The sequence below is a fragment of the Spongiivirga sp. MCCC 1A20706 genome (assembly GCF_046524175.1).
GTDB lineage: Bacteria > Bacteroidota > Bacteroidia > Flavobacteriales > Flavobacteriaceae > Spongiivirga.
Genome location: NZ_JBEFZF010000001.1, coordinates 641,286 through 658,820 on the forward strand (window position 1 = coordinate 641,286; position 17,535 = coordinate 658,820).

Sequence of the window (17,535 nt, forward strand, 5' to 3'; positions counted from 1 at the left end):
TTTTAAGGTGTTTGTCCTAAAGGCTAGTTTCCGTAAATATGCTGTGCTCCTTTAGACAGCAGATAATCAACAACCTTTTTATAACCATTCTTAGAAGCCTGAGCTAAAGCAGTGCCCTGACCTGCGCTATACAGATTTACATTAGCCCCTTTTTCAACTAATAGCTTTACAGTCTCTAGGTGTCCATTTTTTGCAGCATTGTTTAAAGCGGAACCACTGCCATCATTTTGAAGGTCAATGTTTGCACCCCTATCTATAAGAAGTATTATGACATCATTCATTCCGTTTTTAGCGGCATTACTTAATGCAGATCCGCTACCATCGGTTTGTCCATCAATATCGGCACCTTTGTCTAATAGAAATTTAACTGTATCGATCAAGCCGTTATTGGCCGCTGCGGTCAGCGCAGAGCCGCTTCCGTCAGTTGCTCCATTGATGTTAGCGCCTTTTGACAATAGTAATTCAATCGTGTGATTATGACCATTTTTTGAGGCTGCAATTAAAGCTGAGCCACTACCATGAGTTTGGGCATTTACGTCAGCACCCTGATCAATAAGATAGCTTACGGTTTCATTTATCCCATTTTTAGCTGCTGATATTAAGGCCGATCCATGGCTGTCCGTATTTACGTTTACTGATGCACCTTGTTTTATCAGGAACTTCATAGTGGTCATATGACCATTATTAGCGGCGGCATTAACCGCACTACCCTGATTAGGCGCATATTTGTTAATATCGGCCCCTTTTGCCACCAAATATGCTACTGTTTGTAAATGACCGTTATTTGCTGCAGCTATTAAAGCAGTACCTTGATTTGAAGATATCTTGTCTATCTCTGCGCCTTGATCTATCAAAAATTTTACAGTTTCAAGCTGGCCATTATTGGATGCTGCAATCAGTGCAGTTCCTTGATTTGGTGAGATTTTATCAATCTCGACTCCTTGTGAAACCAGATATTTCACTGTTTCTGATCTACCATGACCAGAGGCCACAATCAAGGCATTTCCTTGGCTGGGCGAAATAAAACTGACATCTAAGCCTTTAGAAACTAAAAATTTCACGGCATCTACGTTACTACATCGGGCGGCTGCGATCAGTGCATTTCCCTGATTAGGAGAATAATAATTAACATCCGCTCCTTCTGAAACTAGGTATTTCATAACATCTAGATGTCCCCTTCCTGAAGCGGTGATAAGCGCATTACCTTGATTTGGAAATGTTTTATTAATATCAGCTCCTTTAGATACTAAATATTTTATAAAGTCTAAATGTCCGTACTCGGCAGCTGTGATTAGGGCGGTTCCATCTCCTGGGACAATTAAACTAACATCAGCGCCATTGGCAACCAGCAGCTTGGCAATTTCTAAGTTCCCATTCTTTGCTGCTGCGAATAAGGGCGATTTTGGTCTTGATAATCTCCAAGAGTGGCCATTGATTACCATGTTTTCATAGCCTGGATTTTCTTCAATACAATTCACCAAATTGGTATTAATCAATGCCTTCACCCTTAACATATCATCCGTTCTAATCGCTTCTAAGAGTTCTTTGCATTCTGATGTGGCTGTTGCAGCAGCGATGTTTGGGTTATCAGTATCTTGGTTAACAATTGGATTGGTTTCTTGCTTTTCCGCTATGTCTACCCCTGGGGCTGTTTTAGCATTGGTTTCTTCTACAAAATCGGACTCAATTGTATTTTGAGAAGCTGCTACTAAAGGTTTGTTCAAGAATAATAGTACTGCGAAAAATAAAGGCATTGTAAATGCATATTTCCAGTAGCTGTACGGATTTGATTTTTTACTATTCATTTTTAAAATTCGTTTTTTGATTAATGACTGATTGTAATTTGTGGTTATTGCAAGTGGCTTATTGAAGGTTGCTATCTTTAAAAGATTCATCTGATAGCTATCTCTTTCAGCCTTTTTGGTATCCAACACCAAGTGATCAGTTTGATATTCGACATTTTTTTCTACTTCCTTTCTGAATAACCAAATGAAAGGATTGAACCATAGCAAGATTACCGCAATTTCTGCAAGTAAAAGATCAATGCTATGACGCTTTTTAACATGAATTTTCTCATGAGCGATGATTTGCTCATAAATTTCAAATTCATACTGTTCGGGATTGATGAAAATATAGTTGAAGAACGAACACGGTTCTTTAATTTTAGTCGAATTTACAATGATTCCATCAAGGTCTTTAATTTTGTCATTGCTTTGAATCACCTTAACAAGTAAACCAACTATTTGGGCTATTAAGTTGAGACAAAGTACTCCTACGCCGAATATGTAAATGATCCATATCCAATCCATTAAACTTCTTTCTGATCCTGATATGTTGTCGGTTTCTAGTAAACTAGATTCCTTAGAAGGTTTTTTTGGAGGAATCGCATCAACAGATTCTTCTTGTTGTATTGTCGTTGGTTTTGTTCCTGTTACCAAAGGCTGAGAAGCAGTTTCGGGTTCAATCAAGCTGGCCACAACACCTTGGTTTTCTACTAGTTTAGGAATGCTGATAAAAGGAATTGAAAATGCTAGTAACAATCCAAGAATAAGATAAACCCTATTGGTAGCAAAAAAACTCTCTTTCTCAATAACTAACTTGTAAAATAAGAGTACGACCCCAATAATTAGCGAGGCTTTTATAAGAAGTACAATCATGATTTCTTCGATTTATTTGATTTGATTAATTCAACTAAATCAGAAAGCTCCTCTTCCGACAGGTTCTCTTCTTTGGCAAAATAGGCCATCATTTTTGGGAACGAATTCCCAAAAAACTTCTTCTTAATATTAGTCAAGTTCTTGTCCCGATATGATTCAAAATCTAATACCGGACTATATTGGTGCGTATTACCGATCAACTCCGATTTCAACACTCCTTTCTTAACTAAAATTTTTACGATAGTTGCAACCGAATTGTAATGTGGCTTGGGCTCCGGTAATCGTTCAATAATATCGCGAATAAAAGCAGTTTTTAGCTCCCATACGATTTGCATGATCTGATCTTCTCTCTTAGTCAATTTTTCCATACCTACAACTTTACAGGCTCAAAACTACTAACTTTTTAGTATATCTACTAATTTTTTAGTAGATAATTTTAAAAAACCCAGTATTCATACGGGTTTAAATCATTAAAAATGATACAAATTAGTTAGTAGAAGAAGAAAATAGATGCCTTTTTACTCCATTCTTTGAAGAATTCTAATAATAGTGAACTCAGCTGGGTGCATTACCGCCATCCCGATTTCAACAATCATTGTACCGTCATCAATATCAGTCTGGGTCATTGTAACTCCTAAACCAATATTGACAAAGAATGCATCGCGCATAGTCGCCCCAGCCAATGCGCCATCTCGATATAATAGAGTTAAAAAATTTTGTAGTCCAGCTTTTACAGTAGCCCATGTATTATTATCATTAGGTTCAAATACTAGTTGCTCAAGAAAAGATTTAACAGATTCCTCCACCCATGAAACAAAACGCCTGACATTGATATATCTAAAATCCAAGTCGTTACTAGACATTGTTCGTGCACCCCATACTAATATGCCTCTTCCCACAAAAGATCTAATGGCATTAATAGAAATTCCCGAAAGACTAACATTTAGGTCCTCTTGTAATGCATTTGAGATTTCAGCTGTTAACCCCATTACTGAAGTAACGGATGTGTTCGCTGGTGCTTTCCAGACACCTTCACTACTGTCAATTCTTGTGTAAATACCTGCTATTGCCGCAGAAGGTGGCAACACTACTTTAAGCTGTTTTATCGCTTTTTCTGCTTGAATAAATAGCGCCGGTTGCTGATTTTTTAAATCGGTTCCAGATCCGCTATGATTCTCCACACCTGTAGGTAATGGGTTAGCAGTACCAGCAACATCTTGAAAATGGTTGATTGTAATAGTGTGTTCCGCGTATCCGCATTGAAATATTGTTGTAAGATCTGGGGCGTACGCCGCTCCATAATTTAGGTTGTCTCCAACCATATGTGATCGAAAATCCTGAACGACCTTAGCGTTAGAAATATCACCTTTAAAGTCTACTAAGACAAATCGATTTAAATCGGCACATTGATTTAATGCGGTTTTTACAATAGTTGTATACTCAGCCAATTCTAAATTTACCGCTTCCGGAAACAATAAAAGTGTTGGTTCTCTTTCTTTTTTTACGACTTCGAGCCCACCTAGAAATCCGCTTGACGAATCGCCCACTATTAAATCTCTTTGATAATCGCCAATAGAAATAATGTAACATGACCCACCTCCATTATCAAAATAGTGCTTAATGCAATGAAACAAAAAGTAATTAGATTGTGAGTTGGTGAATTTGGCATCCAAAACCCGATTAACAAGCTTGCTATCAACATCAAAGCTGTCTTTTATGTCAACGGTTACCGCTTCATTAACGGGACCACCAAAAAAGCTTTCATACGCTACTAAGGAATTTATTCTTTTAGGTTTCAGTAGTAAACTAGCGGTTGTTTTTTCTGTATGCCCTATAAAAACCGGCACCGCGGTTTCAACTTGTGCAATGGCAGGTATTTTGGTACTGGTTTCTTCAATATAGACCCCTGGAGTTTTGAACTTTGGCATTGTGGAAATCTTATTTTGGCATTTGAATTTTGCCTGTGGATCTCTTTAATATCTGAGTATTTTTAAGCACATCTGATTTTTGCTGTAATACTTTATTAGTTCTCATAATGATGCCCAATTCTGTATTGAGTTGTTGGGCATTCTCTCTTGTACTTGGACATTCCGCAATACTATTTTCAAGATTGGTTTTAATCTCCTCTAGTTTAACAATATGTTTTTGTTGTTCCTCCATTTGAATATTAAAGTCATCTATTTCTTTCTTATAACGCTGAATAGCTATTTCTAACTTGGCGGCTTTCTCCTTCCCTACTTTAAACTCCATCCCAAATAAAGACACCTCTTCGGCGCTACTTAATAAGCTTTTCAATTCGGGTTTAAATAGAAATAAAGCTATTAAAGCTAAAACTGCCCATATTAGGGTTTTGTACGGAAAACTTGTTTTTTTTGGTTGATCTTGATCTGGCATGACGACTCATTTTTAAATTGGCATGTTTCAATATAGTGCTTATCGTCAATTATTTAGCAAGGTATTTCTACCTTTTAAGCAGGGATTTTAACCCTATCCAATTTTAGATCAATAAGCTGTATTCTCGATTTTAATTAGTCTATTTTTGCAGCTTGAAAAGAAAATCACAACTCGAATTTATAGCCTTAATGGCTTTTTTAATGTCTATTGCCCCTCTTGCATTAGATGCGTTATTGCCCGCACTTGATGTTATTGGCTTGGACATTGGCATTAAAGACGCTGTTGACAATCAGTTATTAGTGGTTGTTTTTTTCTTGGGCTTAGGTGTGGGTCCATTGTTATTCGGACCTCTTTCTGATGCAGTTGGGAGAAAACCAATGGTTTATTTTGGATTTTTGGCGTTTATAGCGTCTAGTTTTATTTGTATTTATACCAAAAACCTTGAAATAATGCTTATGGGTCGCTTTTTTCAAGGTGTAGGGTTGTCAGCACCAAGAACAATTGCGGTCGCTATTGTACGCGATCGATATAGTGGCGACTATATGGCCCGTATCATGTCATTTATTGTGGTAGTTTTTATTCTTGTACCTGTAGTTGCTCCTACGATCGGAAAGCTGGTAATGAACTATTATAATTGGCAAGCCATTTTTTACGTGCAGATATTTTTTGCCATTTTGGTTGGAATTTGGTTTTGGAGAAGACAACCGGAAACTTTAAAACCAGCGCACAAAAAACCGTTGGATCATCAAGCGTTTCTTGTTGGTTTTAAAGAAGTTTTTAGTCAAAAACAAACGATAGGGTATACCTTAATTTCTGGTTTTGTTGTGGGATCATTCCTGGTGTATTTGAGCACATCACAACAGATATATGAAGTGCAGTATGGAATGAAAGAAGAGTTCCCCTATATTTTCGCCGTAACCGCTATAGCAATTGGTGCAGCGATCTATCTTAACGGATCATTAGTATTGCGATTTGGGATGAAAAAATTGGTGCATACTGCCCTGGTTATTTTCTTATTAGTTTCCGCATGCTATGTCGTGTTATTTCATAATGGAGCGAATCCAAATGTAATTGTATTGGTCACTTTTTTTTGTGTACAGTTCGCAGCAATCGGATTTTTATTTGGCAATCTTAGGGCGTTAGCTATGGAACCGCTTGGTCATATTGCAGGTATGGCTTCCGCCATAACCGGACTTATTTCAACCTTAATGGCTGTACCAATTGGTATCTTGATCGGGCACTATGTGGTAACCTCTTCCCTCCCATTATTTATTGGATTTTCTGTATGTAGTATGCTTTCTGTTTTTATTATTCTTTGGATGCAAAATTCGAACAAAAGCCAAGTTTCTTCTTCTTAAATCACTTTTCTAATCGATACTTGATGCATCATAAACAACTACTTTTGTCCAGAGGTTTTTCGATTCTTCAATAAATTGTAAATGCGCTTCTTCTTTTTGATACTCATCCTGTGCTTCAGCAGATTCAAAAGAAACAATCAGATTATAGGTAAATGAGTCGTCTACAACTTCGCGGGTCGCTTTTGGTGGTGTGCCTATAAAATTAGTTTTGGCGAACTTAGAGTTATCAAGAAATTTACGAAGCGATGTTTCGAAGTCAGTTCTGTCTTGTTCACTATCCGGATTTTTAAGCCAGAAATACACAACATGTGCATAATTAGGATCAAAGTTCATTGCTTTATCATTTTGATTGTTGCACCCCATGGCTAATAAAAGTAGTAATGCAAAGCCAATAAGTTTTCTCAACACGATAAAAAGTAGTTTTTGTTAGTATTCACGGAAATTACAAAATCCATTTTTTATTAAAGAATGAATACAATCAGTTCTTTACAAAGAAAACCTGCGTTTTTTAAAGGCTGATTTAGATTCAGCCGAATCTCCTTTTTGGGAAATCGGTTCATCAAACAAATGATTTAGATTGTTCCCGGCTAAATCTTCAAGTTTTGACGCTATTTCAATAAAATAACCACCGGAAATCCAGTTTTCGTCAGGAGTAAATATTAGTTCATTTTTATCGTGACTAATTGCGTATTGCCCCTTTATTAAAACATCTTGACTATTGAAGAAGGCAAAACTTTCTTGAAGGAGCATAGCGTCCAAGGTTTCGTTTAGTTTAATTACAACAGGTTCTTGGGTATTTGCTTCTGGCAGTATTAGTTTCCAGGAATTCCAATCTGGTTTTTGTGTATCCCGATCTCCAACAATAAACCTTCTTGTATAGTTCCTGTCTAAAGGCATCCCATTAGCAGCCTTCCAATTTTTATCGATATAAACTTCGTAGCTATTTCCCTTTAAAATAGGAAGTCCCTTTTGCTTATTTGGTACTAATCCTGTTTTAATACGACCAGGATCCAGCCATAAAGTAAGTCCAGTATGTTCTTTATTCCATAATTCAGTTTGCAAATCGAGAAAAATATCAACTTCTTTATTGGTTGTTGTATTTTTTACGGTAATATGATCTAGGGCACTCCCTACTTCTTCCATTGGTTGTGAAAAAACCAAGTATATTTTTAATAAATTCTCCGGCACTCTCTCAGTAGCGGGATATAAAGCCAGCAGTTTATTTGACTCATTGCTAAAAGTATCAATGATAAAGGTACTTATCAGCTGATCCTCCTTATACAATACATATTCTTTTCCTGACGAGAATGGCACTATGGGCGTAAAACTGATATTGCCATTACTTTTGGTGAAATCGCCTAGAACAGCAATTTTCAAATTATCATTTCGATAAACGCTTAGATCAGAAATATCGTCACCATGTTTAAAATCTATGCCGATGGCTTTTTGATCATCATACCTTATATCGACCGCAACTTTTTCTGAACTATTAGAGCAGCCAAAAAGAAGGTTTAAACAAAAAAAGATCAAGACAAGCCTGATCTTTTTATTAAATATATTGTGACGCTTTACATCCATCTAGTAGGTCGACTTCTTAAGATTAACTCCCCCGAAGCGGTACGTTGCATATAAATCACATTCTCTTTATCTAAATTATCAATTTGTAACACATTTACCATGGGCAAGGACACGTAATTAACCCCAGTCGCAACAGCAAATTCCGTTACCGGTTCAGTTAATGATTCTTTGAAATTGGCAATAGTTTCATAATCAATTCGCATTGCTGAACGATTGGTATTAGTCATAACAAAATAAGGCTTCCCTTCTTTTTCTAAAGATATCATATCTATAGGGGAATTGCCAGCACCCAATTCAGCAACAGTACGTCCCTTAGTATGCTTTCCATTTTTAAGATCATTCAACGGAAATAACACTAATGGCGTACAAGTATAACTTGCCAAAACATAATCGGTATTGTCCATGTTGATAATACTGAATGTTTTAATTGGCGCATGCGTTTCATATTTTCCGTGCGCGGCGTGATAAATCTCTAAAGAAGCGAAGTCTTGCGTATCCTTAAATGGAAAAGGAATGCTCCTAAAAGTAGAACTAAACTCCTTATTCGAAAGTCCACTTACCATCACTTTTCCGTCATGATATTTAAGGTCTGAAATGGCCCATACGCGTTGAGAGCGGCCTCTTCTATCTTTTTTATCTGTGGCTACCGCATTCGTCAAACCGATTTTTGAAAAGCTTGCATTCGTAAGCGATATGCTTTCAAAATTTTCTCCATTAAGTTTCAATAAAACGGGAGTTCCATCGGCTGTGTTCACAGAAAAATACACTGATTTTGATATTGGATTGACGGCCATATCAGTAATCTTGATATTACTAACATCGGTACCTAATGAAGCGGCAATTTTTTTATCAAACTCTCCTATATTAGCCTTGGTGCCCTGTTGCTTTTTATCAACATCTTTGGTATCGAGGGCATAAATAGTTGCGTTTTTCGAATCTCCAATAAATAAAATTCCTTCTGGTCCAAAACTCATGGTGTTAATCGATGCAATTTCGGGATTACCAGTTACGAAATTTGCAGTAAGGGTCTTGTCATCTTTTTTAATCAGTGAGGTAGTAGTGAATGCAAGTATGCATAACATTATACCCAAATGTAGTTTTTTCATGGTTGTAGTTTTAAATGAACAAGGATAGTTGCAATGCACAATTTACAAGATTCAACGAGTAGATTATTATAAATAAATCTTAAAACTCAAAAGGATGATCGATATCAACAATTAAGCATTGAAAAAGTAATACTTTCGCGTAATTTTATTTTATGGAAAAAAAGCTATCTCATATTCTCTATGACTATCTAATTAAAATTGGAGCAAATGAATCGACCGCTTCTTATTTCAATATGGCTGCACTGTTTTTGTCGATGCTATTGTTGGTTTTTATATGTGATTATGTTATTTGGAAGCTATTAAGATTTATTTCTTCTCGCATTGCAAAAAGATCTAAGACTAACTTTGATGATTTATTGATCGCCAATAAACTCCCCCGTTTTCTAGCTCATATTTTCCCGTTGTTATTAGCTATTGAAATGATTCCATGGGTATTTATCGATTTTCAATATGTAGAAAATGTCATGATCAAGATTGCCTACATACTAGGAGTTGTTTTGGTACTTAAAATTGTTAGAAGCCTATTAAATACCATAAAAGATCATCTTAAAACGCTATCATCGTTTAAAGACAAGCCAATAGACAGCTACATACAAGTATTCATGATATTCGCTTGGGTTGCGGGCATCATGACCGTTTTTGCCATTATAACAGAAACAACCATCTGGAAGTTTTTCACTGCACTTGGGGCGGCTTCGGCAATTATCTTACTCATTTTTAAAGATACTATACTGGGGTTTGTAGCCAGTATTCAAGTATCAATTAATGATATGGTACGAATTGGTGATTGGATCACTTTTGAAAAATATGGTGCTGATGGCGATGTGGTTGAAATCAATCTGGCTACGGTAAAAGTTCAAAACTTTGATAAAACCATTACCACCATTCCTACATATGCTTTAATATCAGACTCTTTTAAGAATTGGCGTGGTATGAACGAATCAGGTGGCAGGCGTATTAAGAGAGCCTTAATCATTAAACAAGAATCAGTAGCTTTTTTAACCGACGAGCAGATTAACGAGCTTAAAAAAATTCATTTGATCTCATCGTATTTGGAAAGTCGAGGGGCCAAAATTTCGGAATACAACGCGGCGCATCAAATTGACAAATCAATCGCAATTAATGGTAAAAACTTAACCAATCTTGGTGTTTTTAGAAAGTATGTCGAGACCTATGTTGAAAATCACTCTGCCATCAATAAGGACATGACGGTAATGGTCAGGCAATTACCTCCATCTACTCAAGGGATTCCAATAGAAATCTATGCTTTTAGCAGCGATAAACGTTGGAAAAACTATGAATATATCATAGCTGATATTTTTGATCACTTGATTGCGTCTATTACCTATTTTGATTTAGAGTTATTTGAGCTCCCTTCAAAGACTTATATATAAAATATTGGCTAGTCTTTCCAAAATGGAATAGATAAATAAAAACGATCACCTGTTTTACCATTCCATCTTGTTTTATGAGAAACATTAATAACATGTCGCTTAAAATTCATCGTATCTACTCGTAAGTAGGTAAGGTATCCCTCTTCTTTTGTTTTCGGATGTTTATATCGAATCCATTTAATAGAATCTATGGGTTGATCATCAATTTCAACGGTGAACATCGTATTTAATAACGTTTGATACTTTCCTGTTCTTATTGAGTCAAAAACTTGCCGTTCTTTGATAGTTTTAAATCTCGGAATTTTCTTTTGTAGTTTTAAACTATCTATTCCGAAACTTAAATAATCATCATATCGTGTCCAATGAACCAAAAACAGTTTCAAGTAATTACTCTCAATGAGTTCGCTCTGAATACCACCTTGAAAAAATACATCTCCTTCTTTCAAATGTTCCTCATATCGATTTGAATTAAGATTATAAAATCTGGGGAGATCATAGGTAGTACGATCATCAAACAAATCAACATTGATGGTTCCTTCGGAATAGAACTCTCCTATTTGGTTAATAGAAAACAAAAGTGATAAAGCAAGATACAGGACGGCGAAGCCTCTAAAAACCCATTTATTACCATTTGTTAGTAATACATGTAGTTCAGGTCGAAACAGAAAAACACCCGTGGCATAATAAAAAAACGAAGTAACCACATTAAACATCCTTCCAAAGAAACCTTTTCGCTTCCATCCAATTCGCAAAAAATCGAACCCACCAAGCAATAGCAGCAAAACGAAGGATGCAAACACATAATTAAAGGTAGGACTATAAACAAGATCAAATAAACCAAAAACTTCCGCCAAAACAACAAAAGCCAAAAGTGTTACGATCAAACCAATTAAAACAATAAATCCAAAAATAATAGCGAACGAAAAACTCAGGTTTGCCCATTTATCAAGCCTTATCAAGCGTTCTCTAGCGGTCTCACGTTTTTGCAACCTATTTTTGTAGTGGGTTGAACCCGACAATTTTTCATAATTAATACCCTTAGGATACCAGTATGTTATTGCGGTGTATCCCAACCAAATGGTTCTTAGAAAAAGTGTTGCCCCAAAACCGATTAATAGTGCCCTAGTAAGCGTATAGCTGCCAAAAAGTATGAGGGACTGCCAATAATCAAAATCGATTATCGGGTATTTTAAAAAATAAAATTCCTGAAAAAAGTCGGTACTAGTGTATAGGGTAAAAATAATACCTCCGGCAATTAATAATTCAAGTTGCCATTTCTGATCTTGGTACCCTTTTATAAACTCCGGTAAGTCGTTTTTGGAAGAATTCAAATTGCTTTTCTATGTTGTCTAGCCGATTTAAAAATACAATTTTTTACCAAAGCTAGATAACAAAAAACAGCCCGTTTGCTTAACACCTAACACTTTATCTACAAACGGACTGCCTTTTAAAAAGAATTTTATTTTTATATCCTTTTACTTCGATAACAACTCAGAAATTGATTTTCCTACCTAAACAGGGTATTTTATTTTTGAATAAGTCCATATCCATTATCTCCTATCATCACTTTTGCAAATTATAATTAAATTGAGCTATGAATAAAAAACTAACCATCTGGGCAATTACGGTTGCCCTCGCCGGCTTTTTATTTGGCTTTGACACCATAGTCATCAGCGGCGCCGATCAACCCATTCAAAAACTTTGGAACACCACTCCCCTTTTTCACGGAACGTTTATTATGAGTATGGCATTATGGGGTACTGTACTAGGTTCTATTTTTGGCGGCATCCCCACGAAAAAAATAGGGAGAAAGAAAACGCTTTTTTGGATTGGCATCTTATTTTTCACTTCGGCTATAGGAAGCGCTTTTGCCCCTGATCCGTATACCTTTTCATTTTTTAGGTTTATTGGTGGCGTTGGTGTTGGTGCCTCCTCCGTGGCGGCACCTATTTATATCTCAGAAATAACGGGAGCGAATAATCGTGGAAGATTAGTAGCCTTGTATCAGTTTAATTTAGTTTTTGGTATTCTCGTGGCTTTTGTTTCTAATTGGCTTTTAAAAGGAATAGGTGGAGAAAATGACTGGCGTTTGATGCTTGGCATTGAGGCCATTCCGGCATTACTATATACAATTATGGTGCTTAAAGTACCGAATAGCCCAAGATGGTTGGCCCTACAACGAAAAGATGATCAAAAGGCATTAGAAGTCTTAAAAGTGATTTATCCCGAGGAAGAAGCTATAGGCGAATTGAATAATATAAAGGAAGATTTGAATCAACCTAAAACTAGTGAACGCTTGTTTCAAAAGAAATACAACAAAATAATATGGCTAGGGTTTTTAATCGCATTTTTCAATCAGCTTTCAGGGATTAATTTTGTTTTATATTACGCGCCCAGAATATTAGAGCAAGCGGGTTTAGGCGGGCAAGATTCACTTTTCAATGCCATCGCTATTGGTGTAGTTAATTTGATATTTACCTATGTCGGTATTCGGTTAATAGATAAATTAGGAAGAAGACAATTAATCATTATCGGTTCTATTGGCTACATTATTAGTTTGTTAATGGTTGGCTACTGCTTTCAGGCGGAACTGAGTCCTACGATACTCATTACTTTTATTTGCGTATTTATTGCTTCCCACGCTATTGGCCAAGGTGCTGTTATCTGGGTATTTATATCAGAAATATTTCCGAATAGGGTTCGAGCATACGGTCAATCATGGGGTACAGGAACGCACTGGGTTTTTGCAGCAATCATCACATTAGTAACTCCATTTTTTATCGATGATAAAGAAGGAATATTTAAGGACAATTTGCAGCTTATTTATTACTTCTTTGCTGGAATGATGGTATTGCAATTACTATGGGCGCTATTTAAAATGCCCGAAACGAAAGGGGTATCTTTAGAGAAATTAGAAAAGCAGCTAGTTGATGAAAACTAAACGATCCGTTTGTTGTTTTGGCGAAGTTTTGTGGGATATGTTTCCTAGCGGCAAGCAAATTGGAGGCGCACCTTTGAATGTTGCGCTACGACTTTCTTCTTTTGGTGTTAATACCACAATAGTAAGTGCAGTTGGCAAGGATGCTCTAGGAAATGAAGCCCTAGAATTTATTGACGAACGAGGACTTACCACATTGTTCATCCAACAAAATGAATTATCAACAGGTAATGTCCCTGTGGTTTTAGATAAAAACGGAAGTGCGAGTTACACAATTGCCAAACCCGTCGCATGGGATCAAATAGCCTATGACAAGTATGCCGATCATAAAATTAGGGAGGTAGACGCACTTATTTACGGAAGTTTGGCTTGCCGCGAACAAGTGACAAGAACTACCTTGGGTCGCTATTTGACAAAAGCTCATTTTAAGGTTTTTGATATCAACTTACGAGCACCACATTATGAGAAAGAAGTATTGTTTGATCTTATGAACGAAGCTGACCTTATTAAGTTTAATGATGAAGAGCTGCCTCTTGTATGTAGTATGCAAACGAATACATCTAATATTCTTGAAGATCAAATTAGGTTTATTGCAGATGCCACGAACACCCCAACCATTTGTGTAACCTTAGGTAACAAAGGTGCTATTTTGTATATGAACAATAACTTTTATAGACATGAAGGGTATAAAGTAAAAGTAGTAGATACAGTTGGTGCCGGCGATTCCTTTTTAGCAGGTTTAATTTATAAGTTATTAGGAAAATGTAGTCCTGAAGAAGCTTTAGATTTTGCTTGTGCTATTGGGGCTTTGGTTGCCTCAAAATCGGGAGCGAATACTGTATTCTCATTAGATGAATTAGAACAAATGAAAAAACGATAATAGAACAACCTAATGAAATCCTTTCGTCCAATACTTATAGTTTTCTTATTAGTTCTTCTAATCATAGGTGGGTTTACCTTTTGGCTTTATCATGCTGTACATAGTCCTGTAACACATAGTAATGCAACGAAATATATTACGATCCAACAAGGTGCATCAACGAATAGTATTTTAAAAGAACTGGAAGAATATGATATATTACAAGAGCCTCTTGCAACCAAGATTTATTTGCGATTTATAAATAAGCAGGCTAAAATGCAAGCTGGAGATTACAAATTTCCATCTCCCATCAGCCCGATCGAGCTAATAAAACAGCTTGAACACGGGACAAAGCGAACAAAAACAATCACTATTCCAGAGGGATGGACCCGCTTTGAAATTGCAAAACGTATTGCAAAAGAGTTCCACTTAGATTCTCTACTAACTGAAAAAGGGGTTTTTGAATTGATGAATGACACTAGCCTCATCCAAGAGATTGATCCTACAGCACAAAATCTTGAAGGTTATCTTTATCCTGCTACTTATGAGATAGAATTGGGTGCCCATCCGAAGGAAGTTATTGCTAAAATGGTACAAGAATTTAAAATAATTTGGAAACCCGAATGGGAAGCGTTAGCTATACAAATGGGAAAAACTCCACGAGAAATTGTCATTATTGCCAGCTTAATTGAAAATGAATCAAAAATAGCTTCAGAACGTGATTTAGTTGCTTCCGTAATTTACAATCGCCTAGAGCAGGGCATTCCATTAGGAATCGATGCAACCAATGTATACATTGCAAAACTACTCGACCGTTGGGATGGTGTAATTCATAAAAGTGATGTCGAGGTAGATCACCCCTATAATACTAGAAAGGTTCTTGGTCTGCCACCAGGTCCAATCAGTTCGCCAAGTAAGTCCGCCATTGAGGCTGCACTCCATCCGGCTAAGACAGATAATCTTTATTACGTTCTAAATGTAGAAGCAAATGACGGTTCACACCATTTTTACGTAAGTAATGCTGAGTTTAGAAAAGGTAAAGCGGCCTATCAGAAATGGCTAAAAAGTCAACGAGATAAGTAAATTGATCTATTTGAAATACCAATTACAACATTTTGTAACTTAAACACTTAAACTTTAACCAATCATGAGCAATACAATAGATCGGAGAACAGTAATCAAAAACTTATCTATTACGGCTGGAACATTAGGACTTGCTGGAGTAAGTGCTTCCTGCGTAATATCTGTTGATGATAAGGAAGAAAAAAAACCTAAAACAGAGACTGAATTAAAAGGCAATATTAACCATACTGCTTGTCGCTGGTGCTACCAAGATATCCCCTTAGAAACCTTTGCCGAAAAATCTGCAGAAATTGGTCTTAAAGCTATCGATCTATTAACACCTGAGGAATGGCCTATGGTTGCCAAATACGGATTGAAAAGCTCATTAGGAACTGATGTTTTTGCTGATATTCAAAACGGATTCAATACATCTGAAAATCATGCTTCGTTACAACAAAAATATATGCGCCTAATTGATAAAGCTTCAGACAATGATGTAAAACAGGTCATTGTTTTTTCCGGTAATAGAAATGGAATGAGTGATGATCAAGGTCTTGAAAACTGTGCTATCGGTCTTGACCCTTTAGTGAATTATGCCTCTAAAAAAGGGATAACCGTGATAATGGAATTATTGAACAGTAAGGTCGATCATCGGGATTATCAATGCGACCGTACACCGTGGGGAGTTCAATTAGTTGAAAAAATAGGTTCAGATCATTTTAGATTGTTATATGACATCTATCACATGCAGATCATGGAAGGCGATGTAATAGCTACCATTCGTAAATATCACCAATATATTGCGCATTATCACACCGGCGGTGTTCCCGGGAGAAATGAGATTAATGATTCTCAGGAGTTAAATTATCCCGCAATTATGAAAGCTATTGTGGCTACAGGATTTAAGGGGTATGTAGCACAAGAATTTATCCCGACCTATGAAGATAAGTTAGCTGCTTTAAAAGAAGGAGTACTTATTTGTGATATATAACTAAGGTAAAGCACAAACGAACGAGGGTTTTTACTTCAAACTCTTTAAAATAAAATCCAGCTGTTTGTTTAGATTGTCATTGTGTTTAAAGGCATTTGAAAGGTATTTTGATGGATTCGCCAAACCTCGTGCTTGTAGCTTTTCGATCACCGGCAAATATGCTAAGGTAACCTTTCCAGTTAAGAGATTATTCAAATCTTTTCCGCTATGGTAGTGGTCATATACTTTTTTAAGGCCGGTTAGGTAGAGATAATCTTTTGTAAATCCCCCTCCACGATGGACTCTTAAGGTAATAGTAAATGCCTCTTCCTTATTTACTTTATATTGACTATGCAATAGATCGAAGGTTTCACAAAAATTATAACCCTTTAGTAAACTATCGGCTGCTAATACACGATACGCCAGTTCTTTTAATCGATGCATGGTTAAACTTCCTGACATATACTCGCTAAAAACAGCTAATCCCTCTTGGGTTTCCACATTTTTTGGAAGTCCGTTTGAAAAAATCTTTAATGGTTGATTTAAGCCGTTAAAGGTGGTCACCATATGAACGCCAATCTCATGATTAGCGAGCACGTTAAGCATATTTGCACTAAACATGGCATTCTTTTTTAACACCAATGTTTGTGTATTGTTAAGCACCATTGCAGATGCGCTAAGTTTTGTGGATAGTTTTATATTAAAATCAAAACCATACTCTTTACCATACTGCCTGAAAAAAGCTTCTGCTTCTATAGCATCGTAAGCCGGAATCATAGTAGGATCATCACCATCATCTTCAAAGTGAAGAATAAATCGTGCATTCTCTACATCACGTTCCGTAGGTGTCCCGAAAGATTTAAGGGAGTTATAATAAAAATCCTTTCCCTTCCCAATGGTATCAATACATTCTATAAGTGCAGAATAATCATAAATAATATCACGGTATAAAGCACGAATGTCATCATCATCTATTCGCTCAAGCCGCATGGAGAATAGCAATCGCTGTAATTTATAAGCATCAAACTTGAGCTTTGGATATTTAAAAACAGGATTTGTCCTGTATTTTGAAGCAAAAAATGCTCTTTTTTCTTGTTCAATATTAATGGGATTGACATAGTTGAGTAGTTCAATTTTTTGAACCAATCGATGAATGCCATTATCAATATCAAAAAGATCGGAATTTGTGGCTACATCATAATCACGCTTCATAATTCTA

Annotated in this window: 15 protein-coding genes; 6 read left to right on the forward strand and 9 right to left on the reverse strand. The window is 36.3% G+C overall.

All coding sequences use genetic code 11. The features are described from left to right. Positions 1 to 23: 23 nt before the first annotated feature. The 4 genes from ABN763_RS02965 to ABN763_RS02980 all read right to left on the reverse strand — a co-directional run bounded on the left by ABN763_RS02965 (position 24) and on the right by ABN763_RS02980 (position 5,051). Positions 24 to 2,657: an ankyrin repeat domain-containing protein gene (locus tag ABN763_RS02965; RefSeq protein ID WP_410483925.1), complete on the reverse strand. Its 2,634-nt coding sequence runs from the start codon at positions 2,655 to 2,657 to the stop codon at positions 24 to 26. Beyond that, positions 2,654 to 3,025, reverse strand: a complete 372-nt coding sequence (locus tag ABN763_RS02970) for a BlaI/MecI/CopY family transcriptional regulator (protein WP_410483926.1) — start codon at positions 3,023 to 3,025, stop codon at positions 2,654 to 2,656. Before ABN763_RS02970 ends, ABN763_RS02965 begins: the two co-directional genes overlap by 4 nt. 150 nt (positions 3,026 to 3,175) lie before the next feature. After that, on the reverse strand, positions 3,176 to 4,585 hold the full coding sequence (locus ABN763_RS02975) for a phage tail sheath family protein (protein WP_410483927.1): 1,410 nt from the start codon (positions 4,583 to 4,585) through the stop codon (positions 3,176 to 3,178). A 10-nt stretch (positions 4,586 to 4,595) separates the two neighbouring features. Next, positions 4,596 to 5,051, reverse strand: a complete 456-nt coding sequence (locus ABN763_RS02980; protein ID WP_410483928.1) for a hypothetical protein — start codon at positions 5,049 to 5,051, stop codon at positions 4,596 to 4,598. A 152-nt stretch (positions 5,052 to 5,203) separates the two neighbouring features. Here ABN763_RS02980 and ABN763_RS02985 point away from each other — a divergent pair, with 152 nt between their 5' ends. Next, positions 5,204 to 6,409 carry a multidrug effflux MFS transporter gene (locus ABN763_RS02985; RefSeq protein ID WP_410483929.1) on the forward strand — a complete coding sequence of 402 codons (1,206 nt, stop codon included), beginning with the start codon at positions 5,204 to 5,206 and terminating at the stop codon, positions 6,407 to 6,409. A 9-nt stretch (positions 6,410 to 6,418) separates the two neighbouring features. Here ABN763_RS02985 and ABN763_RS02990 read toward each other — a convergent pair whose 3' ends face one another. The 3 genes from ABN763_RS02990 to ABN763_RS03000 all read right to left on the reverse strand — a co-directional run bounded on the left by ABN763_RS02990 (position 6,419) and on the right by ABN763_RS03000 (position 9,093). Then, positions 6,419 to 6,772 carry a Dabb family protein gene (locus ABN763_RS02990; protein WP_410484170.1) on the reverse strand — a complete coding sequence of 118 codons (354 nt, stop codon included), beginning with the start codon at positions 6,770 to 6,772 and terminating at the stop codon, positions 6,419 to 6,421. Between the two features lie 123 nt (positions 6,773 to 6,895). Further along, on the reverse strand, positions 6,896 to 7,939 hold the full coding sequence (locus tag ABN763_RS02995) for an Ig-like domain-containing protein (RefSeq protein WP_410483930.1): 1,044 nt from the start codon (positions 7,937 to 7,939) through the stop codon (positions 6,896 to 6,898). 38 nt (positions 7,940 to 7,977) lie between these two features. After that, positions 7,978 to 9,093: a hypothetical protein gene (locus tag ABN763_RS03000; protein ID WP_410483931.1), complete on the reverse strand. Its 1,116-nt coding sequence runs from the start codon at positions 9,091 to 9,093 to the stop codon at positions 7,978 to 7,980. A 152-nt stretch (positions 9,094 to 9,245) separates the two neighbouring features. Between ABN763_RS03000 and ABN763_RS03005 the strand changes: the two genes are divergently transcribed. Continuing rightward, positions 9,246 to 10,487 carry a mechanosensitive ion channel family protein gene (locus ABN763_RS03005; protein ID WP_410483932.1) on the forward strand — a complete coding sequence of 414 codons (1,242 nt, stop codon included), beginning with the start codon at positions 9,246 to 9,248 and terminating at the stop codon, positions 10,485 to 10,487. Between the two features lie 8 nt (positions 10,488 to 10,495). Here ABN763_RS03005 and ABN763_RS03010 read toward each other — a convergent pair whose 3' ends face one another. Further along, positions 10,496 to 11,818 carry a hypothetical protein gene (locus ABN763_RS03010; protein ID WP_410483933.1) on the reverse strand — a complete coding sequence of 441 codons (1,323 nt, stop codon included), beginning with the start codon at positions 11,816 to 11,818 and terminating at the stop codon, positions 10,496 to 10,498. 263 nt (positions 11,819 to 12,081) lie between these two features. On the opposite strand from ABN763_RS03010, the gene ABN763_RS03015 reads away from it, so the two are divergent. From ABN763_RS03015 to ABN763_RS03030, 4 genes are all read left to right on the forward strand, one after another. Continuing rightward, positions 12,082 to 13,428 carry a sugar porter family MFS transporter gene (locus tag ABN763_RS03015; RefSeq protein ID WP_410483934.1) on the forward strand — a complete coding sequence of 449 codons (1,347 nt, stop codon included), beginning with the start codon at positions 12,082 to 12,084 and terminating at the stop codon, positions 13,426 to 13,428. Next, a complete protein-coding gene (locus ABN763_RS03020) occupies positions 13,418 to 14,305 on the forward strand; it encodes a carbohydrate kinase family protein (protein WP_410483935.1) in 888 nt (295 codons plus the stop codon). The genes ABN763_RS03015 and ABN763_RS03020 overlap by 11 nt, the downstream gene beginning before the upstream one ends. A 12-nt stretch (positions 14,306 to 14,317) precedes the next feature. Then, entirely contained in the window at positions 14,318 to 15,367 is a 1,050-nt protein-coding gene (mltG, locus tag ABN763_RS03025) for an endolytic transglycosylase MltG (RefSeq protein ID WP_410483936.1), read from the forward strand. A gap of 64 nt (positions 15,368 to 15,431) precedes the next feature. Beyond that, positions 15,432 to 16,337, forward strand: a complete 906-nt coding sequence (locus ABN763_RS03030) for a hydroxypyruvate isomerase family protein (protein ID WP_410483937.1) — start codon at positions 15,432 to 15,434, stop codon at positions 16,335 to 16,337. Positions 16,338 to 16,367: 30 nt separating this feature from the next. On the opposite strand, the gene ABN763_RS03035 is transcribed toward ABN763_RS03030, so the two are convergent. Then, positions 16,368 to 17,528 (reverse strand): flavohemoglobin expression-modulating QEGLA motif protein, encoded by a 1,161-nt coding sequence (locus tag ABN763_RS03035; protein WP_410483938.1) that lies wholly within the window; start codon positions 17,526 to 17,528, stop codon positions 16,368 to 16,370. Positions 17,529 to 17,535 lie beyond the last annotated feature (7 nt).

Bases quoted from the DNA above. Each gene is read 5' to 3' on its own strand.
- ABN763_RS02980 (WP_410483928.1), bottom strand. From the start codon at position 5,051: ATGCCAGATCAAGATCAACCAAAAAAAACAAGTTTTCCGTACAAAACC.
- ABN763_RS03000 (WP_410483931.1), bottom strand. From the start codon at position 9,093: ATGAAAAAACTACATTTGGGTATAATGTTATGCATACTTGCATTCACT.
- ABN763_RS03035 (WP_410483938.1), bottom strand. From the start codon at position 17,528: ATGAAGCGTGATTATGATGTAGCCACAAATTCCGATCTTTTTGATATT.
- ABN763_RS03015 (WP_410483934.1), top strand. From the start codon at position 12,082: ATGAATAAAAAACTAACCATCTGGGCAATTACGGTTGCCCTCGCCGGC.
- ABN763_RS03030 (WP_410483937.1), top strand. From the start codon at position 15,432: ATGAGCAATACAATAGATCGGAGAACAGTAATCAAAAACTTATCTATT.
- ABN763_RS02990 (WP_410484170.1), bottom strand. From the start codon at position 6,772: ATGGGGTGCAACAATCAAAATGATAAAGCAATGAACTTTGATCCTAAT.
- ABN763_RS03020 (WP_410483935.1), top strand. From the start codon at position 13,418: ATGAAAACTAAACGATCCGTTTGTTGTTTTGGCGAAGTTTTGTGGGAT.
- ABN763_RS02965 (WP_410483925.1), bottom strand. From the start codon at position 2,657: ATGATTGTACTTCTTATAAAAGCCTCGCTAATTATTGGGGTCGTACTC.
- ABN763_RS03005 (WP_410483932.1), top strand. From the start codon at position 9,246: ATGGAAAAAAAGCTATCTCATATTCTCTATGACTATCTAATTAAAATT.
- mltG (WP_410483936.1), top strand. From the start codon at position 14,318: ATGAAATCCTTTCGTCCAATACTTATAGTTTTCTTATTAGTTCTTCTA.
- ABN763_RS02975 (WP_410483927.1), bottom strand. From the start codon at position 4,585: ATGCCAAAGTTCAAAACTCCAGGGGTCTATATTGAAGAAACCAGTACC.
- ABN763_RS02970 (WP_410483926.1), bottom strand. From the start codon at position 3,025: ATGGAAAAATTGACTAAGAGAGAAGATCAGATCATGCAAATCGTATGG.